This window comes from Pseudaminobacter sp. Soil_N_29, from assembly GCF_057656055.1.
Map to the genome: position 1 here is coordinate 283,975 of NZ_JBDGLC010000001.1, position 18,951 is coordinate 302,925.

Annotated in this window: 15 protein-coding genes and 1 pseudogene; 9 read left to right on the forward strand and 7 right to left on the reverse strand. The window is 61.1% G+C overall.

From position 1 onward, the window contains the following. Positions 1-203: 203 nt before the first annotated feature. The 4 genes from AC3A4H_RS01360 to AC3A4H_RS01375 form a co-directional block, all read right to left on the reverse strand. Positions 204-1,280: a type 2 periplasmic-binding domain-containing protein gene (locus AC3A4H_RS01360; RefSeq protein ID WP_487765087.1), complete on the reverse strand. Its 1,077-nt coding sequence runs from the start codon at positions 1,278-1,280 to the stop codon at positions 204-206. A gap of 26 nt (positions 1,281-1,306) precedes the next feature. After that, the gene (locus AC3A4H_RS01365) at positions 1,307-2,638 is read right to left on the reverse strand and encodes a TRAP transporter large permease (RefSeq protein WP_487765088.1); all 1,332 of its coding nucleotides are present in this window, start codon (positions 2,636-2,638) and stop codon (positions 1,307-1,309) included. Then, positions 2,635-3,114 carry a TRAP transporter small permease subunit gene (locus AC3A4H_RS01370; RefSeq protein WP_487765089.1) on the reverse strand — a complete coding sequence of 160 codons (480 nt, stop codon included), beginning with the start codon at positions 3,112-3,114 and terminating at the stop codon, positions 2,635-2,637. Before AC3A4H_RS01370 ends, AC3A4H_RS01365 begins: the two co-directional genes overlap by 4 nt. 64 nt (positions 3,115-3,178) lie before the next feature. Further along, positions 3,179-3,928 carry a DeoR/GlpR family DNA-binding transcription regulator gene (locus tag AC3A4H_RS01375; RefSeq protein WP_487765090.1) on the reverse strand — a complete coding sequence of 250 codons (750 nt, stop codon included), beginning with the start codon at positions 3,926-3,928 and terminating at the stop codon, positions 3,179-3,181. Between the two features lie 169 nt (positions 3,929-4,097). Here AC3A4H_RS01375 and AC3A4H_RS01380 point away from each other — a divergent pair, with 169 nt between their 5' ends. The 4 genes and pseudogenes from AC3A4H_RS01380 to AC3A4H_RS01395 form a co-directional block, all read left to right on the forward strand. Next, positions 4,098-5,480, forward strand: a complete 1,383-nt coding sequence (locus AC3A4H_RS01380; RefSeq protein WP_487765091.1) for an NAD(P)/FAD-dependent oxidoreductase — start codon at positions 4,098-4,100, stop codon at positions 5,478-5,480. After that, positions 5,477-6,673: an FAD-dependent oxidoreductase gene (locus AC3A4H_RS01385; protein ID WP_487765092.1), complete on the forward strand. Its 1,197-nt coding sequence runs from the start codon at positions 5,477-5,479 to the stop codon at positions 6,671-6,673. The genes AC3A4H_RS01380 and AC3A4H_RS01385 overlap by 4 nt, the downstream gene beginning before the upstream one ends. After that, complete coding sequence (locus tag AC3A4H_RS01390; protein ID WP_487765093.1) at positions 6,670-8,076, forward strand: FGGY-family carbohydrate kinase; 1,407 nt, start codon at positions 6,670-6,672, stop codon at positions 8,074-8,076. Before AC3A4H_RS01385 ends, AC3A4H_RS01390 begins: the two co-directional genes overlap by 4 nt. 411 nt (positions 8,077-8,487) lie before the next feature. Then, positions 8,488-9,042: pseudogene (locus tag AC3A4H_RS01395) on the forward strand (IclR family transcriptional regulator); the annotation flags it as partial. Between the two features lie 108 nt (positions 9,043-9,150). On the opposite strand, the gene AC3A4H_RS01400 reads toward AC3A4H_RS01395, so the two are convergent. After that, positions 9,151-10,044 carry a dihydrodipicolinate synthase family protein gene (locus AC3A4H_RS01400; protein ID WP_487765094.1) on the reverse strand — a complete coding sequence of 298 codons (894 nt, stop codon included), beginning with the start codon at positions 10,042-10,044 and terminating at the stop codon, positions 9,151-9,153. Between the two features lie 52 nt (positions 10,045-10,096). Continuing rightward, positions 10,097-10,891 carry an IclR family transcriptional regulator gene (locus AC3A4H_RS01405; RefSeq protein ID WP_487765095.1) on the reverse strand — a complete coding sequence of 265 codons (795 nt, stop codon included), beginning with the start codon at positions 10,889-10,891 and terminating at the stop codon, positions 10,097-10,099. Between the two features lie 208 nt (positions 10,892-11,099). Between AC3A4H_RS01405 and AC3A4H_RS01410 the strand changes: the two genes are divergently transcribed. The 5 genes from AC3A4H_RS01410 to AC3A4H_RS01430 all read left to right on the forward strand — a co-directional run bounded on the left by AC3A4H_RS01410 (position 11,100) and on the right by AC3A4H_RS01430 (position 16,483). Further along, on the forward strand, positions 11,100-12,074 hold the full coding sequence (locus AC3A4H_RS01410) for a TRAP transporter substrate-binding protein (protein ID WP_487765096.1): 975 nt from the start codon (positions 11,100-11,102) through the stop codon (positions 12,072-12,074). Positions 12,075-12,092: 18 nt separating this feature from the next. Then, on the forward strand, positions 12,093-12,569 hold the full coding sequence (locus AC3A4H_RS01415; RefSeq protein WP_487765097.1) for a TRAP transporter small permease: 477 nt from the start codon (positions 12,093-12,095) through the stop codon (positions 12,567-12,569). Between the two features lie 86 nt (positions 12,570-12,655). Continuing rightward, a complete protein-coding gene (locus AC3A4H_RS01420; RefSeq protein WP_487765098.1) occupies positions 12,656-13,957 on the forward strand; it encodes a TRAP transporter large permease in 1,302 nt (433 codons plus the stop codon). A gap of 127 nt (positions 13,958-14,084) precedes the next feature. Continuing rightward, a complete protein-coding gene (locus AC3A4H_RS01425) occupies positions 14,085-14,870 on the forward strand; it encodes an alpha/beta fold hydrolase (RefSeq protein ID WP_487765099.1) in 786 nt (261 codons plus the stop codon). 47 nt (positions 14,871-14,917) lie between these two features. Next, a complete protein-coding gene (locus tag AC3A4H_RS01430; protein WP_487765100.1) occupies positions 14,918-16,483 on the forward strand; it encodes an amidase in 1,566 nt (521 codons plus the stop codon). A gap of 280 nt (positions 16,484-16,763) precedes the next feature. On the opposite strand, the gene AC3A4H_RS01435 is transcribed toward AC3A4H_RS01430, so the two are convergent. Beyond that, on the reverse strand, positions 16,764-18,815 hold the full coding sequence (locus tag AC3A4H_RS01435) for an NAD(P)-binding protein (protein ID WP_487765101.1): 2,052 nt from the start codon (positions 18,813-18,815) through the stop codon (positions 16,764-16,766). Between the last annotated feature and the right edge of the window lie 136 nt (positions 18,816-18,951).

An 18,951-nucleotide genomic window follows, 5' to 3' on the forward strand; every position in this document is an offset into this window, starting at 1 on the left:
TGGGGCAAGGTCTTCGGCGATCCCGTGTCGCAACCGCACTGCTCGAAAGGTTGCTTCACCATGCCATCGTTATCCAGAATGGCCTCCTCAGGAGGTGCAAAGGATCTTGGTCCGTTAGACTAGCCTACAGCTTTTCCCGCAAAACCTCCTGGCGGCCGCCGATTGCTCGGGAAGGAGGGCTTTTCCCTCCTTCCCGGTTCAACTCAGCGGTACGGATAGCCGGCCTTCTCCATGTCGGCAGCGTATTTTTTGAAGATCTCGACGACGCGCGCCGCCCGCGGGCTCTCGCTCGCGACTTCGTCCCAGAAGCTCTCGGCGTCCTTGACGACCTTTTTCCACTCCTCGGTGGGAATCGAGGTCAGTTCCATTTTCTCGCCCTCGACGCGGAGCTTCGCCTCGCCGCCCCAGTACCAGACCATGCGGTAATAGTGCGATTGGTCGATGGTAGTGCGGTAGAGCTGCTGTAGATGCGGCGGCACTTTCTCCCAGCTCGGGGTGTTGACGTAATAGGAGCCGAACCAGGCGCCGGTGATGGAGTTGGACAGGGCATAGTTGCAGATGTCGGCCCAGCCCATCTCGTACATTTCGGTGAAGCCGGACCACAGCACGCCGTCGAGATCGCCGGTGCGCAAGGCCACTTCGACATCGTCCCACGGGACCGTCACGGGGATGAGGCCGTAGCGCGACAGGAAGCGGCCGGCAGTCGGGACGCCGAAGACACGCAATCCATTGAGGTCGGCAAGCGAGCGGACCGGCTTCTTGACAGTAAAGACATGCAACGGATCCCAGGCGCCTGTCGAGAGGTAGGTGACATTTTCGACTTCAGAGTAGGCTTCCTGCCAAATCTTATCGAGGCCGCAATACATGAACAGGGCGCCGATGTCGGGACTGTAGCGCGTGGCAAACGGGAAATAGCCACCGAACACCGCAATGTCGACGGGCGCGGCCATAGTTGCCTCATCCGACTGGATGGCGTCGAGCGTGCCATTCTGCAGGGCGCGGAAGAGCTCGGAAGTGGGCACGAGCTGGTCGGCATAATAGAGCTCGATCTCCATCTCGCCATTCGCTGCGGCGTTGAACGCATCGACCTGCCGCTTGATCACATGCTCACCGAGCGACGGCCCGGCATAGGTCTGCAGCCGCCAGCGGATCGGCGCCTGGGCGCGGACGATGGCCGGGGCGGCCAGGGCCGCCGGCGCGGCGAGGCCGGCCGCGGCGAGAAACTTGCGCCGGCTGGCGAGGATCCTTTCAGATGGGGAAGGCCTGTTGCTGTCTGTCATTCTTTCTCCTCCTGTGGTTAGCGGCATCAGCCTCGGAAATAGCTGGGGAGCCAGGTTGCGATCTGCGGGAACAGCATGAGCAAGGCGATGGAAAGCCCCATCATCAACACGAACGGAACGATGGAACGGTAGATGTCGATGAGCGTGATCTCCTTCGGCGCCATTCCGCGCATCAGGAACAGATTGTAACCGAAGGGCGGCGTGATATACGCGATCTGACAGGTCATCGTGTAAAGGATGCCGAACCACACCATCTGGTGATCGATGCCGAGGTCGAGCCGCTGCACCAACGGGATGTAGAGCGGCGCGACGATCACCAGCATCGCCGTGTCGTCCAGGAACATGCCCATCAAGATGAAGCTGAGCTGCATGAGCAGGATGACCATCCAGGGCGACAGTTCCCAATTGTGGATGAAAATGTTCTCGATGGCGCGGACCGCGCCAATCCCGTCGAAGACGGACGAAAAGGCGAGCGCGGCGAGCACGATCCACATGAACATGGCCGTCACTGACATAGTCTCGCGCGCCGTCTCGATCAGCAGCCCGATGCTCAGGCGCCGCTTCCAGGCCGCCGCCACCGTGGCCGAGGTCGCGCCAACAGCCGAGCTCTCGAGCAGGTTGGTGTAACCCGTCACGAACAGCCCGATCATGAGCAGAAAAATGACGACCGGAGCGATGCCGGCGCGCAGGAGAAGAATCTTCTCCCGCAGCGGCATGGCTAATTCCTCCTCGCTCAATTCGGGAGCCAGCTTCGGATTGATCTTGACCCGAAGATAAACATAAGCGGCGAAGATCCCCGCCATCATCAGGCCCGGGAAGATCCCCGCAAGCCACAGATCCGATACCGGCTGGCGGGCGATGACTGCAAAGAGCACCATCACGACCGATGGCGGCAAGAGTATGCCGAGCGTCGATCCGCCCTGAACGACCCCGGTGATCAGCACCTTGTCATAGCCGCGGCGCAGCATTTCTGGCAGTGCTATCGCCGAGCCGATTGCAAGTCCGGCGACCGACAGGCCGTTGATGGCGCTGATGATCACCATCAGCAAGATAGTGCCCATGGCGAGGCCGCCGGGGAGCCTGCCGCACCAGATATGCATCATCTTGTACAGATCTTCGGCAATGCCTGACTTCGCCATCATGTGGCCCATGTAGACGAAGAGCGGTAGGGTTAGCAGCGCGTACCAGGAGAACAGCTTGAAGACCGCGTTGAACGGCAGCTCGGCCGACGCGTTGCCGTAGAGTGCCAGGGCAGAGGCACACGCTACTGCGCCAATCATCGCAAAGACGCGCTGGCCAGTCAGCATGAGCAGAATCATGCCGGCGAACATGATCAGCGCAACGGTCTCATAGCTCATCGTGCGTCTCCGTCACGGATGCGCAGGACGTCACGCAAGAAGATCGCGATGCATTGCAAGATCATGAGCAGGACACAAATATTCATGAGAATCTTGATCGGTACCAGGGAGGGCGCCCAGAGCGACGGAAGGCGTTGATTGGTGATCCAGGAATATTGCAGTGAGGAGATGCCGCCCCACAGCAAGACCGCCAGATAGAAGATGACCAGCCAGATCGTGATCGAATCGACGATCGCCCGGCCGCGCACGCCCAGGCGGGCATAGAGCAGGTCGAGGCGGACATGACCCTCGTCCTTCAGAGTCTTGGGGCCGGCGAGGAAGTAGAAGGCGGCTAGGGTGAATTGGGCTGTTTCCAGGGTCCAGTTCTGTACGACGCCCAACGCCTTGTCTGAAAAAACGTCGTACAACAGCACCAGGATCATGACATAGATCAGGACCATGGCGAACCAGCCGATCCAGTCCGACATGCCGTCCATGAACCGCACATATCTTTGAGCCATCGAAGACATTGATTTCTTTCTTGTTCCGCCTGCCTGCCTGCTAGATGAGCTTGACCTTCGCCGCGTCTAGCGCAGCCTGGACATCCTCGCCCGGCAGCTGATCGCTGACGATCATGTCCACATCTTCGAGAGGGCAAACCCGGTGCAGGGCACGCTTGCCGTATTTGGCCGAGCCTGCGACGACAATGATCTTTGACGCGTGCGCGCACATGGCACGCGCGATCGCCGCCTCCTCGAAATTGGCGTCCATGGGACCCACTTCCGCGTCTAGCGCCGCCACGCCGATAACGGCATAATCGGTGTGAAACTGCGTGATCTGCGCCAGCGCTACGGGCCCGACGGTCTCGACGTTGTCCGCTGCAAAACTACCTCCCAGAAGGAATACCCGGGCCTGCCCTGAGCCCAACACGCGGGCGATGAGCAGGGAATTGGTGATGACCGTAATGTCCTGCGCATCCGCCAGCGCCTTCGCGCAGGCCAGCGTTGTGGTTCCCGTATCGATGAAACAAGTATCGCCAGGAGAGATCAGGTCTCGGAGCTTCTGGGCGATAATCGCCTTTTCGGCCGCCTGTTCCGACATGCGCTCTTCGAAGCTGCTCTCCACATGCAGGCGGATGCGGCGCGCACCTCCATGCACCTTCTGCAGCGCGCCAGTCTCGGCGAGATGAGCCAAATCCCGGCGGATGGTCTCGGCTGAAACGCCGAAGTGTGTCGCCAGATCCGGCACCGACACTTCGCCGTCCCTTTCGACGCACAACAGGATTTCTGCTTGTCGATCCCCCGGCCTCAATGCCCAACCCCCACATCAGACGAAGTACCTAACGCCACAATTTCTGCCTGTGTCAACAGATGGCTGAGCATGAATTGCCCTTTTGCGCAAATCCCGCTGTAATAATTGACTATTTGGTCATCTTGCGGAAGAATCCCCCATTCAACGAGGGACAGGAGTTCCAATAAAGATGCCGGTTCAGGCACTGACAGGGCGCTTTGACGTGGCAATCATCGGCGCGGGCGTAGTCGGCTGCGCCATTGCCCGGCGGTTCGCGCTCGCAGGCGCACGCGTCGCCGTGATCGAAAAGGCGGTGGACATTCTCGACGGTGCTTCCAAAGGCAATTCTGCCATTCTGCACACCGGCTTCGACGCACCGCCAGGCTCGCTTGAACATGCCTGTATCCGGGCGGGCTATGAGGAATATTTGTCCATGCACGACCGGCTTGGTTTGCCGGTTTTGCGCTGCGGCGCGCTCGTCATAGCCTGGAACGAGGAGGAGCAAGCGGCCCTGCCGGCGCTAATGGATAAGGCGCGCGAAAACGGCGTAACGGATATCGAGCCCCTGGGGCAGGCTCGACTCCGCGAAGCCGAGCCTGCACTCGGGCCGGCGGCGTGCGCGGCTTTCCGTGTTCCCGGCGAATATCTCATAGACCCATGGGCAGCTCCCTTCGCCTACCTGCTGCAGGCGGTCGAGAACGGCGCCGAGGTCTTGCGCGGTGCCGAGGTCACGGCCGCGCGGCGGGAGGGCGATTGGCTGCTCGACACAACGCGCGGAGAGGTGCGCGCTGGGCTGGTGATCAATGCGGCCGGAAATTTCGGCGATCTGGTCGACGAACTGCTGATCGGGCGGCGCGATTTCACCATCAAGCCGCGCAAGGGCCAGTTCGTCGTCTATGACAAGCCGGCTGCCGCGCTGGTGCGGCACATATTGCTGCCCGTGCCGACCGCGATCACCAAGGGCGTCGTCGTCTGCCGCACGGCGTTCGGCAATGTTCTGGTGGGGCCGACCGCCGAAGATCAGGAAGACCGGCTGCGTGCCGGGCTTGACCGGGAGAAGCTTGCCGCCCTGATGCGCCGCGGAGAGGAGATCTTGCCTGCGCTGAAGGATCACGAGGTCACGGCAATCTATGCCGGCCTGCGGCCCGCGACCGAGCGCAACGATTATTGCATCACCGCGCATGAAGGGCTGTCCTGCATCACGGTCGGCGGCATCCGCTCGACCGGCCTCTCGGCAGCGCTCGGCATTGCGCAGCATGTCGAGCGGCTGGCGGGCCTCGTGCTCTCGCCTCCTGCCAATCCTGTCTGGCCGAGCGTCCGCAATATTTCGGAGTTCCAGCCGCGCGATTGGGAAAAGCCCCGCCATGGCGGCGTCGTTTGCCATTGCGAGTTGGTCACCCAGCGCGAAATCATGGATGCGCTTTCCGGTCCCCTGCCGGCGCGTTCGCTGGCAGGGCTGAAGCGGCGCACCCGAGTCACCATGGGGCGCTGCCAGGGCTTTTACTGCTCAACAGAACTGTCGCGCCTGACGCGGGGCCATTTCGACCAGCCCATGTCGGAGACGATGGAATGAGCCTTCCTTCCCAGGTCGATGTCCTCGTGGTCGGTGCCGGCCCCGCCGGGCTAGCAGCAGCGACGGAGCTCGCCGGTCACTGCAATGTTCTGGTTGTGGACCGGGAAAGCGCCGCGGGCGGCATTCCGCGCCATTGCGGCCATTATCCCTTCGGCATGCGCGAGTTTCACCGCCTGATGAGAGGCCCGGATTACGCAAGAGCGCTGGCAACGCGCGCTGAGGCTGCTGGCGTGCAGCTGGCGCTGAATGTCAACGTAATCGCGCTCCATCCCGGCCCGTCCGTCACGGTCACGGCCGATGGCGGCGTCTCAACAATCGCGGCCAGACGCGTGCTGCTCGCCACCGGCGTGCGGGAAAGTTCCCGCGCCCAGCGGCTGATCGGCGGCACGAAGCCGGGGGGCATCCTGTCGACGGGGGCGCTGCAGGGCCTGGTCTATCTGGAGGGCAGCAGGCCCTTCCGCCGTCCGGTCATTCTCGGCACGGAACTCGTTTCCTTCTCGGCTATCATGACTTGCGCCCATATCGGCATTCGCCCGGTCGCCATGATCGAGCCCAACGTGGCGCCCACAGCGCGCTGGCCCTCGGCGCTCTATCCGCGCCTCAAGGGGATTCCGCTGCATCTGTCGACACAACTTCTCGCCATTGAGGGCCGCGATCGGGTTGAGGGCGTGGTCGTCGAAGGCCCTGCCGGGAAGCAGCACATCGAAACGGACGGCGTGATCATCAGCGGCAGATTCCGGCCCGAGGCGGCGCTGCTTGCCAATGGACCTGTGGCGCGCGATCCGGCGAGCGGCGGTCCTGCCATCGACGCTATGGGCCGCTGTTCCGACCCGACATATTATGCCGCCGGCAATATGCTGCGCCCAGTGGAAACCGCCGGCTGGTGCTGGGCGGAAGGGCGGGTGGTCGGCCTGGCGATACTGGCCGACCTGAAGGATAAGGCGCCAGCGCAGCGCCAGCCGGTGACCCTGTCCGGGGATGCGCTTTCCTGGGTCGTGCCGCAATTCCTGAGCGGGTACCGCGCCCTCGACTGGCTGCAGCTGCGCGTCAACCGGCCGGTCAAGGGGCGTCTGTCCGTGCGCGTGAATGGCCACGAGGTTGCCTCGCGCCGCATCCATAGCCGCCAGGAGCGGCGCATCCTCTTGCCAATGCCGTCTCAGGATGGCCCAGTTACGATCCTTCTGGAGGAATGATGCGAGCGCTCGCCATCGATCAGGGAACGACTTCCACTCGAGCCTTCGTGGTCGACGAGTCGGGAAATCGCCCCGTTCACGCAGTCGAGCACCGGCAATATTATCCGCAACCCGGCCGTGTCGAGCATGATCCGGAGGAATTGCTGTCGAGCATCCGCGCCTGTCTCGACGCCGCGCCGGATGTCGATTGCGTCGGCCTCGATAATCAAGGTGAGAGCTGCCTCGCCTGGGATTCGCGCACCAAGCAGGCAATCACGCCGGTCATCGTCTGGCAGGACGACCGGACGGCGGACATTTGCGAGCAGCTCAAGCAGCAGGGCCTCGAACGGATGGTGCGCGAGCGGGCCGGCCTGCCGCTTGATCCCTACTTCTCTGCCTCGAAGCTTGCCTGGATTCTGCAGCATGTCCCTGAGGCAAAGAAGCTTACCCAGCTGGGACGGTTGCGGCTCGGCACGACGGACGCATTCTTCCGCGACCGGCTGACTGGCAATTTCGCCACCGATCCGACGACGGCCTCGCGCACTTCGCTGATGAACCTGCGCACGCGCGAATGGGACCCGGAGCTTTGTCGCATCTTCGGCGTGCCGATGGAGGCCCTGCCGCCGATCCGCCCGACGTCCGGTTATCTTGGCAAGCTGCCACATGGCGCGCCGCTGACGGCGAGCATTGTCGACCAACAAGCGGCGCTGTTCGGCCATGGCGCGCGTCTTCCGGGCCATGCGAAAATTACCTTCGGAACCGGCGCCTTCGCGTTGGTGCTGACCGACGGGCTTCAGGACAGCGGCACGCTTCTGCCGACCATTGCATGGGCCGAAAGCGGCGCTGAGCCGATGCACGCGCTCGATGGCGGCGTTTATACCGCATCTTCTGCTGTCAACTGGGCGCACAACCTCGGGCTTTTTGATGAATTGTCGCAGATTGACCGGTTTGCCTGCAAGCCCGCCATTTCGCGCGGCCTGGTCTTCGTGCCAGCGCTATCTGGCCTTGCCGCGCCGCATTGGGATAGATCGGCGCGCGGCGCATGGTTCGGCCTCAGCCTCGACACGACGCGGCTCGACATGGTGCAGGCCGTACTGGAAGGCATAACCTTCCGCGTCGGCGAAGTTCTTGCCGAGATGGAGAAGCGGGTGGCGATCCGGCCGCCAATCAGCATTGATGGCGGCATGAGTCGCAACCCCTGGTTCTGCCAGTTCATCGCCGACATTCTCGGCCGCCAGATCCGCGTCTCCGGCGAACCGGAGCTCACCGCGCTTGGCTGCGGTCAACTCGCAGCGCGGGGAGCAGGAGGCGAACTGCCCTATGCACCGGCGGACAAGATCATCGACCCGCGGCCCATCCCTGCAGCCTGGGCGGAAACCTTCCGCACCGCGCGTGAGTCGGTGCAGCAATTCGGCCGGCGCTGAAGCCTCAAGCCACCTCCCTCGCGCCGCCGGGCTTGGTGCCCGGCCAGTCACTCGCCGCCATCGACGGCGCGCGCAGGGCCAGTCATGGTAGAAACCGGCCGGCGACAACGAGATGGCTCCGGAGATTTCCCTGGACCTGGCGAAACGCCCATCGGCACACATTGGCGATAGAGTGCTTTAGCGCCTCCCCACCGCTCTGCTGACTGATGTAGGGTCCTTGAAAAGGTGTATCCTAGCAGATTGCAGGCACAGCGACCCCGCGTGGCTTGATCGATTCGACAAAGCCATCGAACAAACGGGGTGCCGCCATGAGCGTCCGTGCTTCATCAGCCTAGATATTTTGATGGCAAGAGCGATTGCGACGAGCATACGGGGTTTGCGCACCAACACAGCCATGAGTTCTCCGGCGGAGCCTTGCGGCTAGGGGGTGCCTTCTTGCGCCGCTCGAACGTAATCGAGCGCAGCCGTCCGATCATGCGCGAACTCATGCTGGAGACGGGCGAAACATCCAATCTCGGCATCGACAAGGACGGGAACGTGTTGTTCGTGAGCCAGGTCGAAACGCATGACTCGATCCGCGCCTTTTTTTTCCGCTCGGAACATTGTCCCCGCTGCACGCCTCCGGTATCGGCAAGGCGCTTCTGAGCGCGTATGACGAAGACCGGCTTGCCCAATTGTTCGAAGGAAGACCTGGAACGGTTCACGGAAAACACGGTACGCAGCTTCGACCAGCTTCGGGATGAACTGAACAGGACGCGGGACCGGGGCTACGCCTTTGATGACGAAGAGCGGACGACGGGGATGCGCTGCGTTGCAGCCCCGATCTTGAACGTCCACGGTGAAGCGGTTGCGGGGATTTCCGTATCGGGACCAAAACACCGCGTTGGCGATTCCGACGTCCACCGGATCGGCGAGCAAGTAAGACGCGCCGCAACAATGGTGTCGCGACGCCTTGGCGCTCCCTGATGAAATTCCCGCCAACTGGTGCGCCGCCGCGGCGAGAGGCGGTTCCGGCCTCCTGTCGCCCAATCGTTGGTGACGGGCGCGCTGAACACGCGCCCCGCCATCTTGCCGTCAATCCGCAAATTCAAGCGACGAGGCGGCTTGAAGTGCGTCTGTCACGATCTTCACGGCATTTGCATCCAGCGGTGTCTGCGGGCGGATCGGATCGCCAACCGCATAACCCTGGAACTGCAACGCCGCCTTGAGGCAGCTTGCCAGGCGAAAGCGCGCGAAGACTTCGTTGAAGCCCCACAGCCGCTTCTGAACCCTGGTGGCATACTCCCATTCCCCGCGCTTGCAGGCGCTGTAAAGTTCGACGCTCTGCTCGGGCAGCACGCAGGCAGGACCTGCAAACCAGCCCTTCCCTCCCATCATGAGCACGCTGACAGCAATGTGCGACGATGCGGCAAACACGTCGAGCTTGCCCTCGCAGCGGTTGAGGATCGACAGCAGGCGGCCCGTGTTCGTCGAGGCATCCTTCAGGCCGACAATGTTCGGATGTTCCGCTATCGTGCAGATCGTGTCGATGGAAAGATCCGTGCGCTGAAAATTCGGGTTGGTATAGACAACGATAGGGAGATCCACACTGTTGGCAATGTCGAGGAAATAGCTCCTGACTTCCTGTTCGCTGAGCGGAAAATAGGAATCCAGAACCCCTACGATGCCATCGACGCCAATCTTCTTGTAGAGTTTTGCCTGCTCGATGGCTCCTTCGGTGGAGACGCTTGCGACACCCGGCACGACCGGAACCCGCCCGCTGCTCGCCTCAACGACGACCTCCACGATACGGCGCTTCTGCTCGTCAGTGAGATAGGCATATTCGCCGCTGCTGCCGAGGGGGGTCAGTCCGGTCACGCCTTTGACGATCAGGTCGTTGCAAAGATCGCCCAACACTTTTTCATCGATGTTGCCGTCGGCTGTCAGCGGGCTGACAAGGTACGGTATGACGCCGTAAAAATGCGACATGTATTGTCTTTCTGCCGTTCGTTGGAAGATTGAAGGATACAGGGCTGACGAGTCAGGCCGAGAGGATGACGCGCTCGAAGGCAGCCGAAAGCTGTTTGGCAGCCTTCCTCAGCATCGCCTCGAGTGGCTCCTCGTCCAGATTGCGTATGCGCGAGGAGGGACCGACGATCGACACGGCATAGATCACGCCGATCTCCTTCAGATGGACCGGAGCGGCGATGGCCATCAGCCCGGAATCGATTTCCTCGCGGCAGTAGGCAATGCCCTTGTCGCGGACCCGCACATACTCTTCGCGGACCTTCTCCGGGTCCGTAATGGTCTTTTCCGTCAGCGGGGCCAAGGGCTGACTGAGCACGCGGTTCCAGACCGTCTCGGGCTGATAGGCAAAGATCGCCTTGGCGGCCGCGGCCGCGTGAGCGGGAACGACGCGCCCGGGATTCACATAGCCATGGGCATCCTTTGCGGGCGACGCCATCACCAGGTTTTCCACCTTGTCGCCACGCAGCACGGACAGGAATGCGGTTTCGTTGGCTTCCTTCGCCAGTTCATGCAGCACGGCATGGGCCACCGTCACCGTCTGGTCCGGATCCATTATGCCGCGCAGCAAGCCGCGAATCCGGTCCCCGAGAACATAGATCGCCGAAGAGCCGATGGATTCGTTCTTCTCAAGCTGGACGCAACCGGCACTTGCAAGCGTCTTCAACAGGCGGCTTGTCGATGCTTTCGGCAGGTTCAGGTCATTGCGAATGTCGGTGAATGATCGCCCCTGAGGATAGCTGACAAGCAATTCCAGAATCTGCAACTGCCGCTCCAGCGGATCGCGGCTCTGCTTTTCAGTTTCCTCCATGGCCAGGCCCCTCCCGTATTTGTGCTCATTTCTATCCGGCTTTTATCTTGACCGCTTTCGACCTGTCCAGTAAGAAAGTTCCATTAAATGGAAATAAAGTTCCGTTTAATGGAACTCGTACTTGAGAAAGCAGGGAGGACACGGCGTGGCTTTCAAGTTGAGAATTACAGGTGCTGCAATTGGTGCGGTGATTGCTGGTTGCGCAAGTTTGGGAGTAGCGCAGGCCCAGGACAGCAACGTTACGCTGCGCCTGTCCCATAATCTTCCAACCAACAACGCGCTCCATTACGGCGTCATGGAGCCTTGGGCGAAGGCCGTTTCCGAGGCGTCCGGGGATACGATCAAGATCGATATCTATCCGGCACAGCAGCTCGGCGCCGCCAAGGACCACTACAACATGGCGCGCGACGGCATTGTCGACATCGCTTTCTATCTCGTCGGCATCGAGCCGGGCCGTTTCCCGATCGTTTCCGGCGCTGAAATCCCGTTCCTTGTGTCGAACAACGACAAGGGATCGCGCGCGCTCTATGAGTGGTACTCGTCTTACATGGACGCCGAGATGCCCGACGTGAAGGTCTGCGCCATGTTCTACGACGGCGGCGGCAGCATCCATTCGCGCAAGAAGGTTGAAGTGCCCGAGGACCTTCAGGGCATGAAGATCCGCTCGCCCAACAAGATGGCTGCGGAACTCTACCGCCTGGCGGGTGGCGCACCGATCCAGATGTCGGCGAACGATGCTGCGGAAGCTGTCGAGCGCGGCGTGGTGGATGCGGTTTCCTTCCCGTGGAAGCTGACGACTTCGCTCGGTGCGGATCGTGCGTTGAAGTACCACATGGATACCAAGCTCTATTCGCTGGCGACGGCGCTGCTGATCAACAAGTCTTCCTATGATGCCCTTTCGGACAAGCAGAAGGCCGCGATCGACCAGAATTGCGGTGCTGACGCTTCCGAACACATGCCCAAGGCATGGACGGAATATGAAGATGAGGGCCGCGAGATCCTCAAGAACAAGGAAGGACACGAGATCGTGTCGCTTTCCCCGGAGCATCTTGACCTGTGGAAGGCGATGGCCGCAAGCGTGCGCGCTGCCTGGGAGAAGGAAGTGGCGGCAACCGGCGCTGACGGGGCCAAGATCTTCGACGAGTTGAAGTCGAAGCTGGATAGCTACAACGCGAGCTACTGACCCGGGAGAGGTTGCGCCATGCGTATTCTGCGATCCGCACTCGACCTGGTCCCTGCACTTCTCTTGATGTGCATGGTCCTCTTGACCGCGCTTTCGGTGATGAGCCGCTTTGCAATCAACATGCCGCTGCCGGATGACTATGAGCTGACGCGGCTACTGTTGGGCGTAGTTGTATGTTGGGGTGTTGCCGGTGCTTTCCGGAATGAAAGCCACATCTACCTGGATGTGTTCTGGGGGCGCCTGAGCGACAGGGTGAAAAATGTGGTTAGCCGTATTGGCGCGCTCATCTCGTTTCTGATCATGAGCGGCTATTGCGCAGCCCTTTTCATCAAGGTGCAGGATACGATGCGCGCGCACTTGCAGACGCTCGACCTTGGAATCCCCATTTGGGGATTCCAGGCGGCTGCCTGGCTGGGCATTCTTGCTGCCGCCCTCTTGCTGTTGAAGCAGGTTGTTTCGCCCGCGCGACAAGAAACCACCCAGATCCTCCTGTGACGAGCGAGGCGTCAGCGGATACCTGACGCCTCAATTCGCGGCCCGGGCCGACCTCACCACAAGATCTATCCGGAAAGTATTCCAACATGGATACCAATCTCGTCATTGGCGTCGGCTTCGGGCTGATGCTGCTCCTTTGCGCCCTACGCGTTCCCATTGGCCTGGCCATGGGATCAGCCGGAATGGTCGGATTTGGTCTTTTGACCGGATTTGCACCGGCATTCAAACTTGTGTCCCACTCGGTAATCACGACGTTTTCCGACTATACGATGGGGCTCATTCCGCTGTTCGTCCTGATGGGCGCTGTCGTCGTCGCATCCGGCATCAGCGCCAACATGTTCCGTGCCGCACAGGCATGGTTCGGTGGCTTTAGGGGAGGACTGGCGACAGCTACCATCGCGGCCTGCGGCGGGTTCGCGGCAATTTGTGGCTCATCTGCCGCCACGGCCGCAACGATGACGCGCATCGGCCTGCCGGAAATGCGCGGCTACGGCTATTCCGACAGGCTGGCGACCGGCGTTATCGCCGCCGGCGGCACGCTCGGCATCCTTATTCCGCCCTCGATCGCGCTGGCGATCTACGGTCTCATCACCCAGCAGAGCATTGGCCTGCTTTTCATGGCAGCGATTGTTCCCGGCCTCTTCGCCGTCCTTTTTTACATGCTGACGGTTCGGATCTGGATCTGGAGACGGCCGCAAGACGCACCGACGGGCCAGCCGACACCGCTGGTGGAGCGCGTTTCATCCCTCGGCAAGCTGTCACCCATGCTGCTTCTCATCATCCTGGTGATCGGCGGCATTTATGGCGGGCTGTTCACGCCGACTGAAGCAGGCGCCATTGGCGCAGCCGGCGCAATCGTCATCAGCTTTGCGATGGGAAGCTTCTCCGGCAAGCGACTTGTAGCGGCCCTGATTGAGAGCGTTCACACCGGCGCGGCAATCATCACCATCCTGGCAGGTGCCTTGCTGTTCGGCTATTTCCTCACGATCACGCAGACGCCGCAGAAAATCTCCACCTTGCTGATGGAAGCAAATCTCGGCGCCTATGGCACACTGGCAGTGATCCTGCTCGTCATGCTCCTGCTCGGCTGCATCATGGATGCAACGGCTGTCGTGCTGATCACGGTTCCGATCGTCTTTCCGATCATCACCCAGCTTGGTTTCGATCCGATCTGGTTCGGCGTAGTCGTCACCATGACCGTCGAGATCGGCATGATCAGTCCGCCATTCGGTTTGAACGTGTTCGTCATCAAGGGGCTGTCACGCCAGACCGACATCTGGGAAATTTACAAAGGCGTCACCCCCTTCATCATGGCGGACATTCTTCGCATCGTCCTGGTGTGCGCTTTCCCGGCGCTGGTGATGTTCCTTCCAAACCTCATGAAGTAGCCGCGGCATCCGCCACCAGGCGTGGGAATTTTCCCCTGGCCTATAGGCCGCAGGGTTCCGGGCATTCGCCAGCGGACCCCGTGGACTCGCATATTTCGAAATTCAATGTTCCTGCAGGAGTAGTCTGGTGCCGTTTGTAAACATCAGGAATGGGCAGCTCTATTACGAGGAGGCCGGACAAGGCTCGCCTCTCCTGCTCATCCCGGGTCTTGGTGGGGTGGGAAGCTTCTGGAGAAAGCAGGTCGAGTTCTTCCAGAACCATTTCCGCGTCATCATTCACGACCATCGCGGCACGGGACGCAGCATGGCCGAAACGGAAAAGTTCTCGGTCGATCTCATGGCGGATGACGTCGAAGCCCTGATTGCGCAGCTTGGCCTCGGCGATATTCACATCATTGGCCACTCGACCGGCGGCGCAATTGCACAGACCCTGGCCATCCGCCAGAAATACGACCTGCGCAAGCTGGTTCTCAGCGCCACCTGGGCCTATGGTGACGAGTATTTCCGCACACTTTTCGGAACGCGCCTGCAAATTCTCGAGAAGATCGGAATGCATGCCTACGAGCAGTTCGGACGCATCGTGCGTTATCCGCCCTCGTTCCTCGGCAAGAACCCCGAGTTTCTGCAGCCATCCGGCAACAATGAAAGCGGCGACGCGCCGACTATCGCGTCGCGCATCCAGGCCTTGCTGGATTTCGATTCTCGCGATCAGCTCGATCGGATCGACGTCGATACGCTGCTGATTGGCGCGATCGACGATGCCGTCACTCCGCACCACCTCTGGGACGAACTCGCCGAAGGCATCAAGGGCGCCAAAATGGTGAAGCTGCCGGAAGGGGGGCATTTCTGCCCCCAAACCGCAGCCGACGCTTACAACACTCACGTGATGAACTTCCTGCAAGGCAGGGCGTGATCGCGTCTTCGATCCCCAAAAGACCAATCATTTCCCGGGAGAGCCACATGTCGTGGAAAAAAGAGACTATGCCGACGATGATCGATGCGGTGTCGGCCTATCGTGAAACGCGGATCGAAGAGCGCTTGCCGCGCTGGGAAGCCCGATTGCGCGTCAACGAGGAAGAGTTGCGCAACTTCATGGCAATTCCGCTGGCAACGCATGAGCCCCAGTTGACCGCGCCGCGCCTTCCGCTCAAGACGGAAACTGTCACCGGCTCGGGATCGTACACCGCGAGCAATGCCAGCGCGTTGGCTGACAAGGTGCGCTCCAGGGAAGTGAGCGCGTTGGAGATTGCCGAGGACTATATCGCCAGGGCGGAGGCCGTGAGGAGCCTCAATCTGTTCACGTCATTCGACGGCGACCTCATGCGTGAGGAAGCACGTTCCATCGACGCGCGCATCGCGAAGGGAGAAGACGTCGGCCCTCTGGCGGGCGTGCCGGTTCCGATCAAGGACTTCATGTTCGTGAAAGGCTATCCGCGCACCGGCGGCACGCGCGCGTTGCCGGCAAGCACCGACCATCACGATGCGCCCGTCGTTGCCAACGTCCGCAAGGCAGGCGCTGTCATGGCAGGCATGACCAACCTGCACGAGCTTGCCTATGGCGCGACCGGCATCAACCCGCATTTCGGTCGCGTCGGCAACCCACACAGCCCCTATCATCTGGTTGGGGGTTCAAGCTCGGGCGCGGCAGCCTCCATTGCCGCTGGTCTCACGCCGGTGTCGGTAGGAAGCGACACATCCGGTTCCATCCGCATACCCTCCACCTTTTGCGGCGTGGTCGGGCTGAAGCCTTCCTATGATCGCATCGAGCGCGGCGGCGTTCTGCCGCTGGCATGGTCACTGGACCATCTGGGACCGATCGGGCAAACCGTCGAGGACGCTGCGCTTCTCTACGCTGTGATGGCGGATATCGATCCTTCTACGGTCTGCCCTTCGGCCGACACCGCGATTGCCGGCATTCGCTTCGGCAAGCCGTCTCATTACTTCTACGACGAGGTCGATGATGAAATCCTCGCCCGCATCGACCAGGTTATCGAGAGGCTGGCGCTCAAGGGCCACAGCATCAATCCGGTCACCGTTCCTGCCATTGAAAACTGCCTGCCAATCCATATCCAGACGGTGACCGCGGAAGCTGCCCAGGTCTATTGGGAAGCGATCGAGAAGGCGCCGGAGGTTCTGGGAGAAGATGTTCGGGTGCGGCTCGAAGTCGGACAGTTCCTGTCGAGCGTCGACTATGTCAAGGCGCAGCAACTGCGCACCATGCAACGCGAGAACCTCCAGGCCGTGCTCAAGGACGTCCATGTTCTGATCACGCCGACGGTCGCAACCGTGGCACCCCGCATCGAAGACGAGTTTGTCGTCATCAACGGCAAGGTTCGTCCGATGCACCCGGCCCTGACGCGGTTCACGACCCCGTTCAACCAGTCGGGACTTCCTGCGATCACGCTTCCCTGCGGCTTCAATAGAGACGGACTTCCGATGGGGCTCCAGCTCGCCGCGGCCTTTGGTGAAGAGAAACTGCTTCTGCAGGTAGCGCAACAGGTTCAGGCGGTCATCGCCGAACTGTGACGCGCGTTACGGTGGGAGGCGGTTGCGCAGTACCGCCGTACCCACCCCGGTTCTTACGAGGCTGGTGATGATGTGTCCTTGAAGGTCATCAAGAAATCGCCATGAAGCCACCTTAGGTAACTGATAAAAGGGCTTGATGTTCAGAATGCACGTGTCCACCGACCAATGGCAAACTATTGGTTGTGGTCAGTCGACGATGACGGCAACGAGGACGCGGCTCCGGTGTCGAGCCCACGTGGCTATCGGCGAGGCGCGGGACGGTCCCGCGCCCGCCGCCCGCTTAGAGCCCGAGCTTGTCCAGGGGCGGTCCAGGATATCGGCTGTAGTCGGGCGCGCCTTCTGGCGTTCCCAGCAAGTCGCGCACCGCACGGATCCCCTGGTCCATGGCCGAGTGGGCATACGCGTAGGCGCCACTGTCGGCGTTGGCGATGGCGATACGCCCCCAAGGCTTGCGCGCCGTCATGATCGGCAGTGGACCATCTGGCCAGTAGGCATCCCATGGCCGCATGTATTCATAGGCATATCCATGAGCCCAGCGATTGCAGGTGATTGCCTCGATGTCGCGAGCGGCGTCGAAGCCCCCGGCGCCTAGCGCGCGGTTCAGCATGTCGCGGATCGAGCGCTCCATTTCCTCGAAAGTGAGGCTGTAGAGTTCCCGGCGCCCGGCGAGGAACTGGTTGCGCGCGGTGTCGGCCGGCGGCGCGAAGACCTTGGTGAGGTGAAGTACCACCGGGTCGGAGGGTTTGTCGGCGAACCTGTAGTCACCCACCGACACCGGAAAGTCGATCGAGGCGCCGCTCCAGAAGTTGCCGCGTGCACTGAAGCGGTCAATCTTGAGCTTGTCGAAAGCCTCCCAGTTGCGGATCAGCACGTTTGCGTAGATAAGCGGCACCTTCTGCTGGTCGTTGAGCGCCGTCACCTGCTCTTCTGACAACTCGTCGGTAAGGTATGGGATGACGCGGTTCCAACAAGCGAGCACGACATGGTTGCCGGTAACCGTGAACGGCTTGCCATCTTCGCCGGCATAGGTCACCACCACTCGCTCCGCGCTTTCCGGACTGCCGTCATGGGCCACCTTGACAACAGTTGAGTTCAGCCGGATGCGCACTGGATCACCCGGAAGATCGAGCTTGCTGTAGTCGAGTGTGCCGGTAGAAATCTCCTCCATCGTAGAGCCGGGCAAGGCCGCCGGGATCAGACCGCGCACGAGGGCGCGAGCAATGCCCGCATTGCCTTCGGGGAAATGGTGGATGTAGTCGTCCGGCCCGGCGAAGTTCACCCGGCCGCTGGGAGCCATGTTTTTGTGGACCGACTCGCCAAGGTCCATGCCATCAAACCCGGGGCTGCCATTGGTCCAGGCGTCGAGCGCGCTGGTGCCGTCGATGCCAACACCGAAATAGCCCATGGTCGTGGTCTTGTAGAGGTCGACGAGCTGCGGGTCGGCTTTCACGAAGTCGAGCAGGAACTGCTTGTAGGTGATGGCGCTGAGTTTCTGGAGCTTGTCCTCGCGCGTCAGACCCGGCAGGTAGTCGGCAGGAGCGTCGATGAGCTTGATGAGATCGGTCTTTGCCTTGTCGTTCAGCGGAGTCTGCGCGACCCACGCGGCGGTATCCTTGGTACGGACGACCAGCTTATCCTCGCCCCATTGCTCGGAGAAGAAGAACAGCGCCTTGTTTGACAGGCCCCGCTCGTCGCGCCATTTCTGATTGAACCAAGTCTCGAAGCGGCTGAGGTCGATTCCCACGTCGCTGATCAGTTTCTGCACCGCTGGGCTGAAGAAGCTTGGCGTGTCGATCGACTGCGAGCCACCATAACCGACGATCTTCTGGCCGTTCGAGGCAACATACTCGTTGCGCTTGGCATGGCCGCCGAAATCATCCAGCGGGTCGATCACCAGCACGCGCTTGTCCGGACCGGCCTGCTGGCGGTAGATATAGGCTGCAGTAAGGCCCGAGATGCCGGCGCCAACGACAACGAGATCATAATGTTCACCGGTCGGGGTGATTGCGCCAGCCATCTCCCAGTAAGCGCCGTCCCGTACCGCATGCATGACGTTCTGCGCTGCATCCGTTTGGCCGCGCAGGCCAGCGACCCCGGGCGGGTAGGCGGTGGCAGGGCCCGCTTGCGCCTGGACGGCGCTGGGCTTGAACGCTCGCATCGCCAGAGCCCCACCCACGGTGAATGCGAGTCCATCGAGGAAGTCGCGCCGGCTGATCGGCCGGTCCATGCCCAGTCGCTTGTCTTCTTCAGTCCAGTCCATTTTTTTGACTTCCTCAATCGTTACATTCAAATACATTCGCTCAATTTGCCAATGACCTTTCGGCCCAAACACTAATTAATATGGCACTGTATTGAAAGCGTATTTTGCTGCTAGACGGCATGTCAATATCGACCCATAGCACATTCTTCAACTGGTGAAGCATTGATCAAAATATTCTCAGGTGGAGCCCCTTTTCCCTGCGAACAGT

Coding starts and splice junctions, on each gene's coding strand:
- AC3A4H_RS01365 (WP_487765088.1), bottom strand. CDS start 2,638: ATGAGCTATGAGACCGTTGCGCTGATCATGTTCGCCGGCATGATTCTG.
- AC3A4H_RS01360 (WP_487765087.1), bottom strand. CDS start 1,280: ATGACAGACAGCAACAGGCCTTCCCCATCTGAAAGGATCCTCGCCAGC.
- AC3A4H_RS01400 (WP_487765094.1), bottom strand. CDS start 10,044: ATGTCGCATTTTTACGGCGTCATACCGTACCTTGTCAGCCCGCTGACA.
- AC3A4H_RS01380 (WP_487765091.1), top strand. CDS start 4,098: ATGCCGGTTCAGGCACTGACAGGGCGCTTTGACGTGGCAATCATCGGC.
- AC3A4H_RS01405 (WP_487765095.1), bottom strand. CDS start 10,891: ATGGAGGAAACTGAAAAGCAGAGCCGCGATCCGCTGGAGCGGCAGTTG.
- AC3A4H_RS01385 (WP_487765092.1), top strand. CDS start 5,477: ATGAGCCTTCCTTCCCAGGTCGATGTCCTCGTGGTCGGTGCCGGCCCC.
- AC3A4H_RS01420 (WP_487765098.1), top strand. CDS start 12,656: ATGGATACCAATCTCGTCATTGGCGTCGGCTTCGGGCTGATGCTGCTC.
- AC3A4H_RS01430 (WP_487765100.1), top strand. CDS start 14,918: ATGTCGTGGAAAAAAGAGACTATGCCGACGATGATCGATGCGGTGTCG.
- AC3A4H_RS01390 (WP_487765093.1), top strand. CDS start 6,670: ATGATGCGAGCGCTCGCCATCGATCAGGGAACGACTTCCACTCGAGCC.
- AC3A4H_RS01370 (WP_487765089.1), bottom strand. CDS start 3,114: ATGGACGGCATGTCGGACTGGATCGGCTGGTTCGCCATGGTCCTGATC.
- AC3A4H_RS01415 (WP_487765097.1), top strand. CDS start 12,093: ATGCGTATTCTGCGATCCGCACTCGACCTGGTCCCTGCACTTCTCTTG.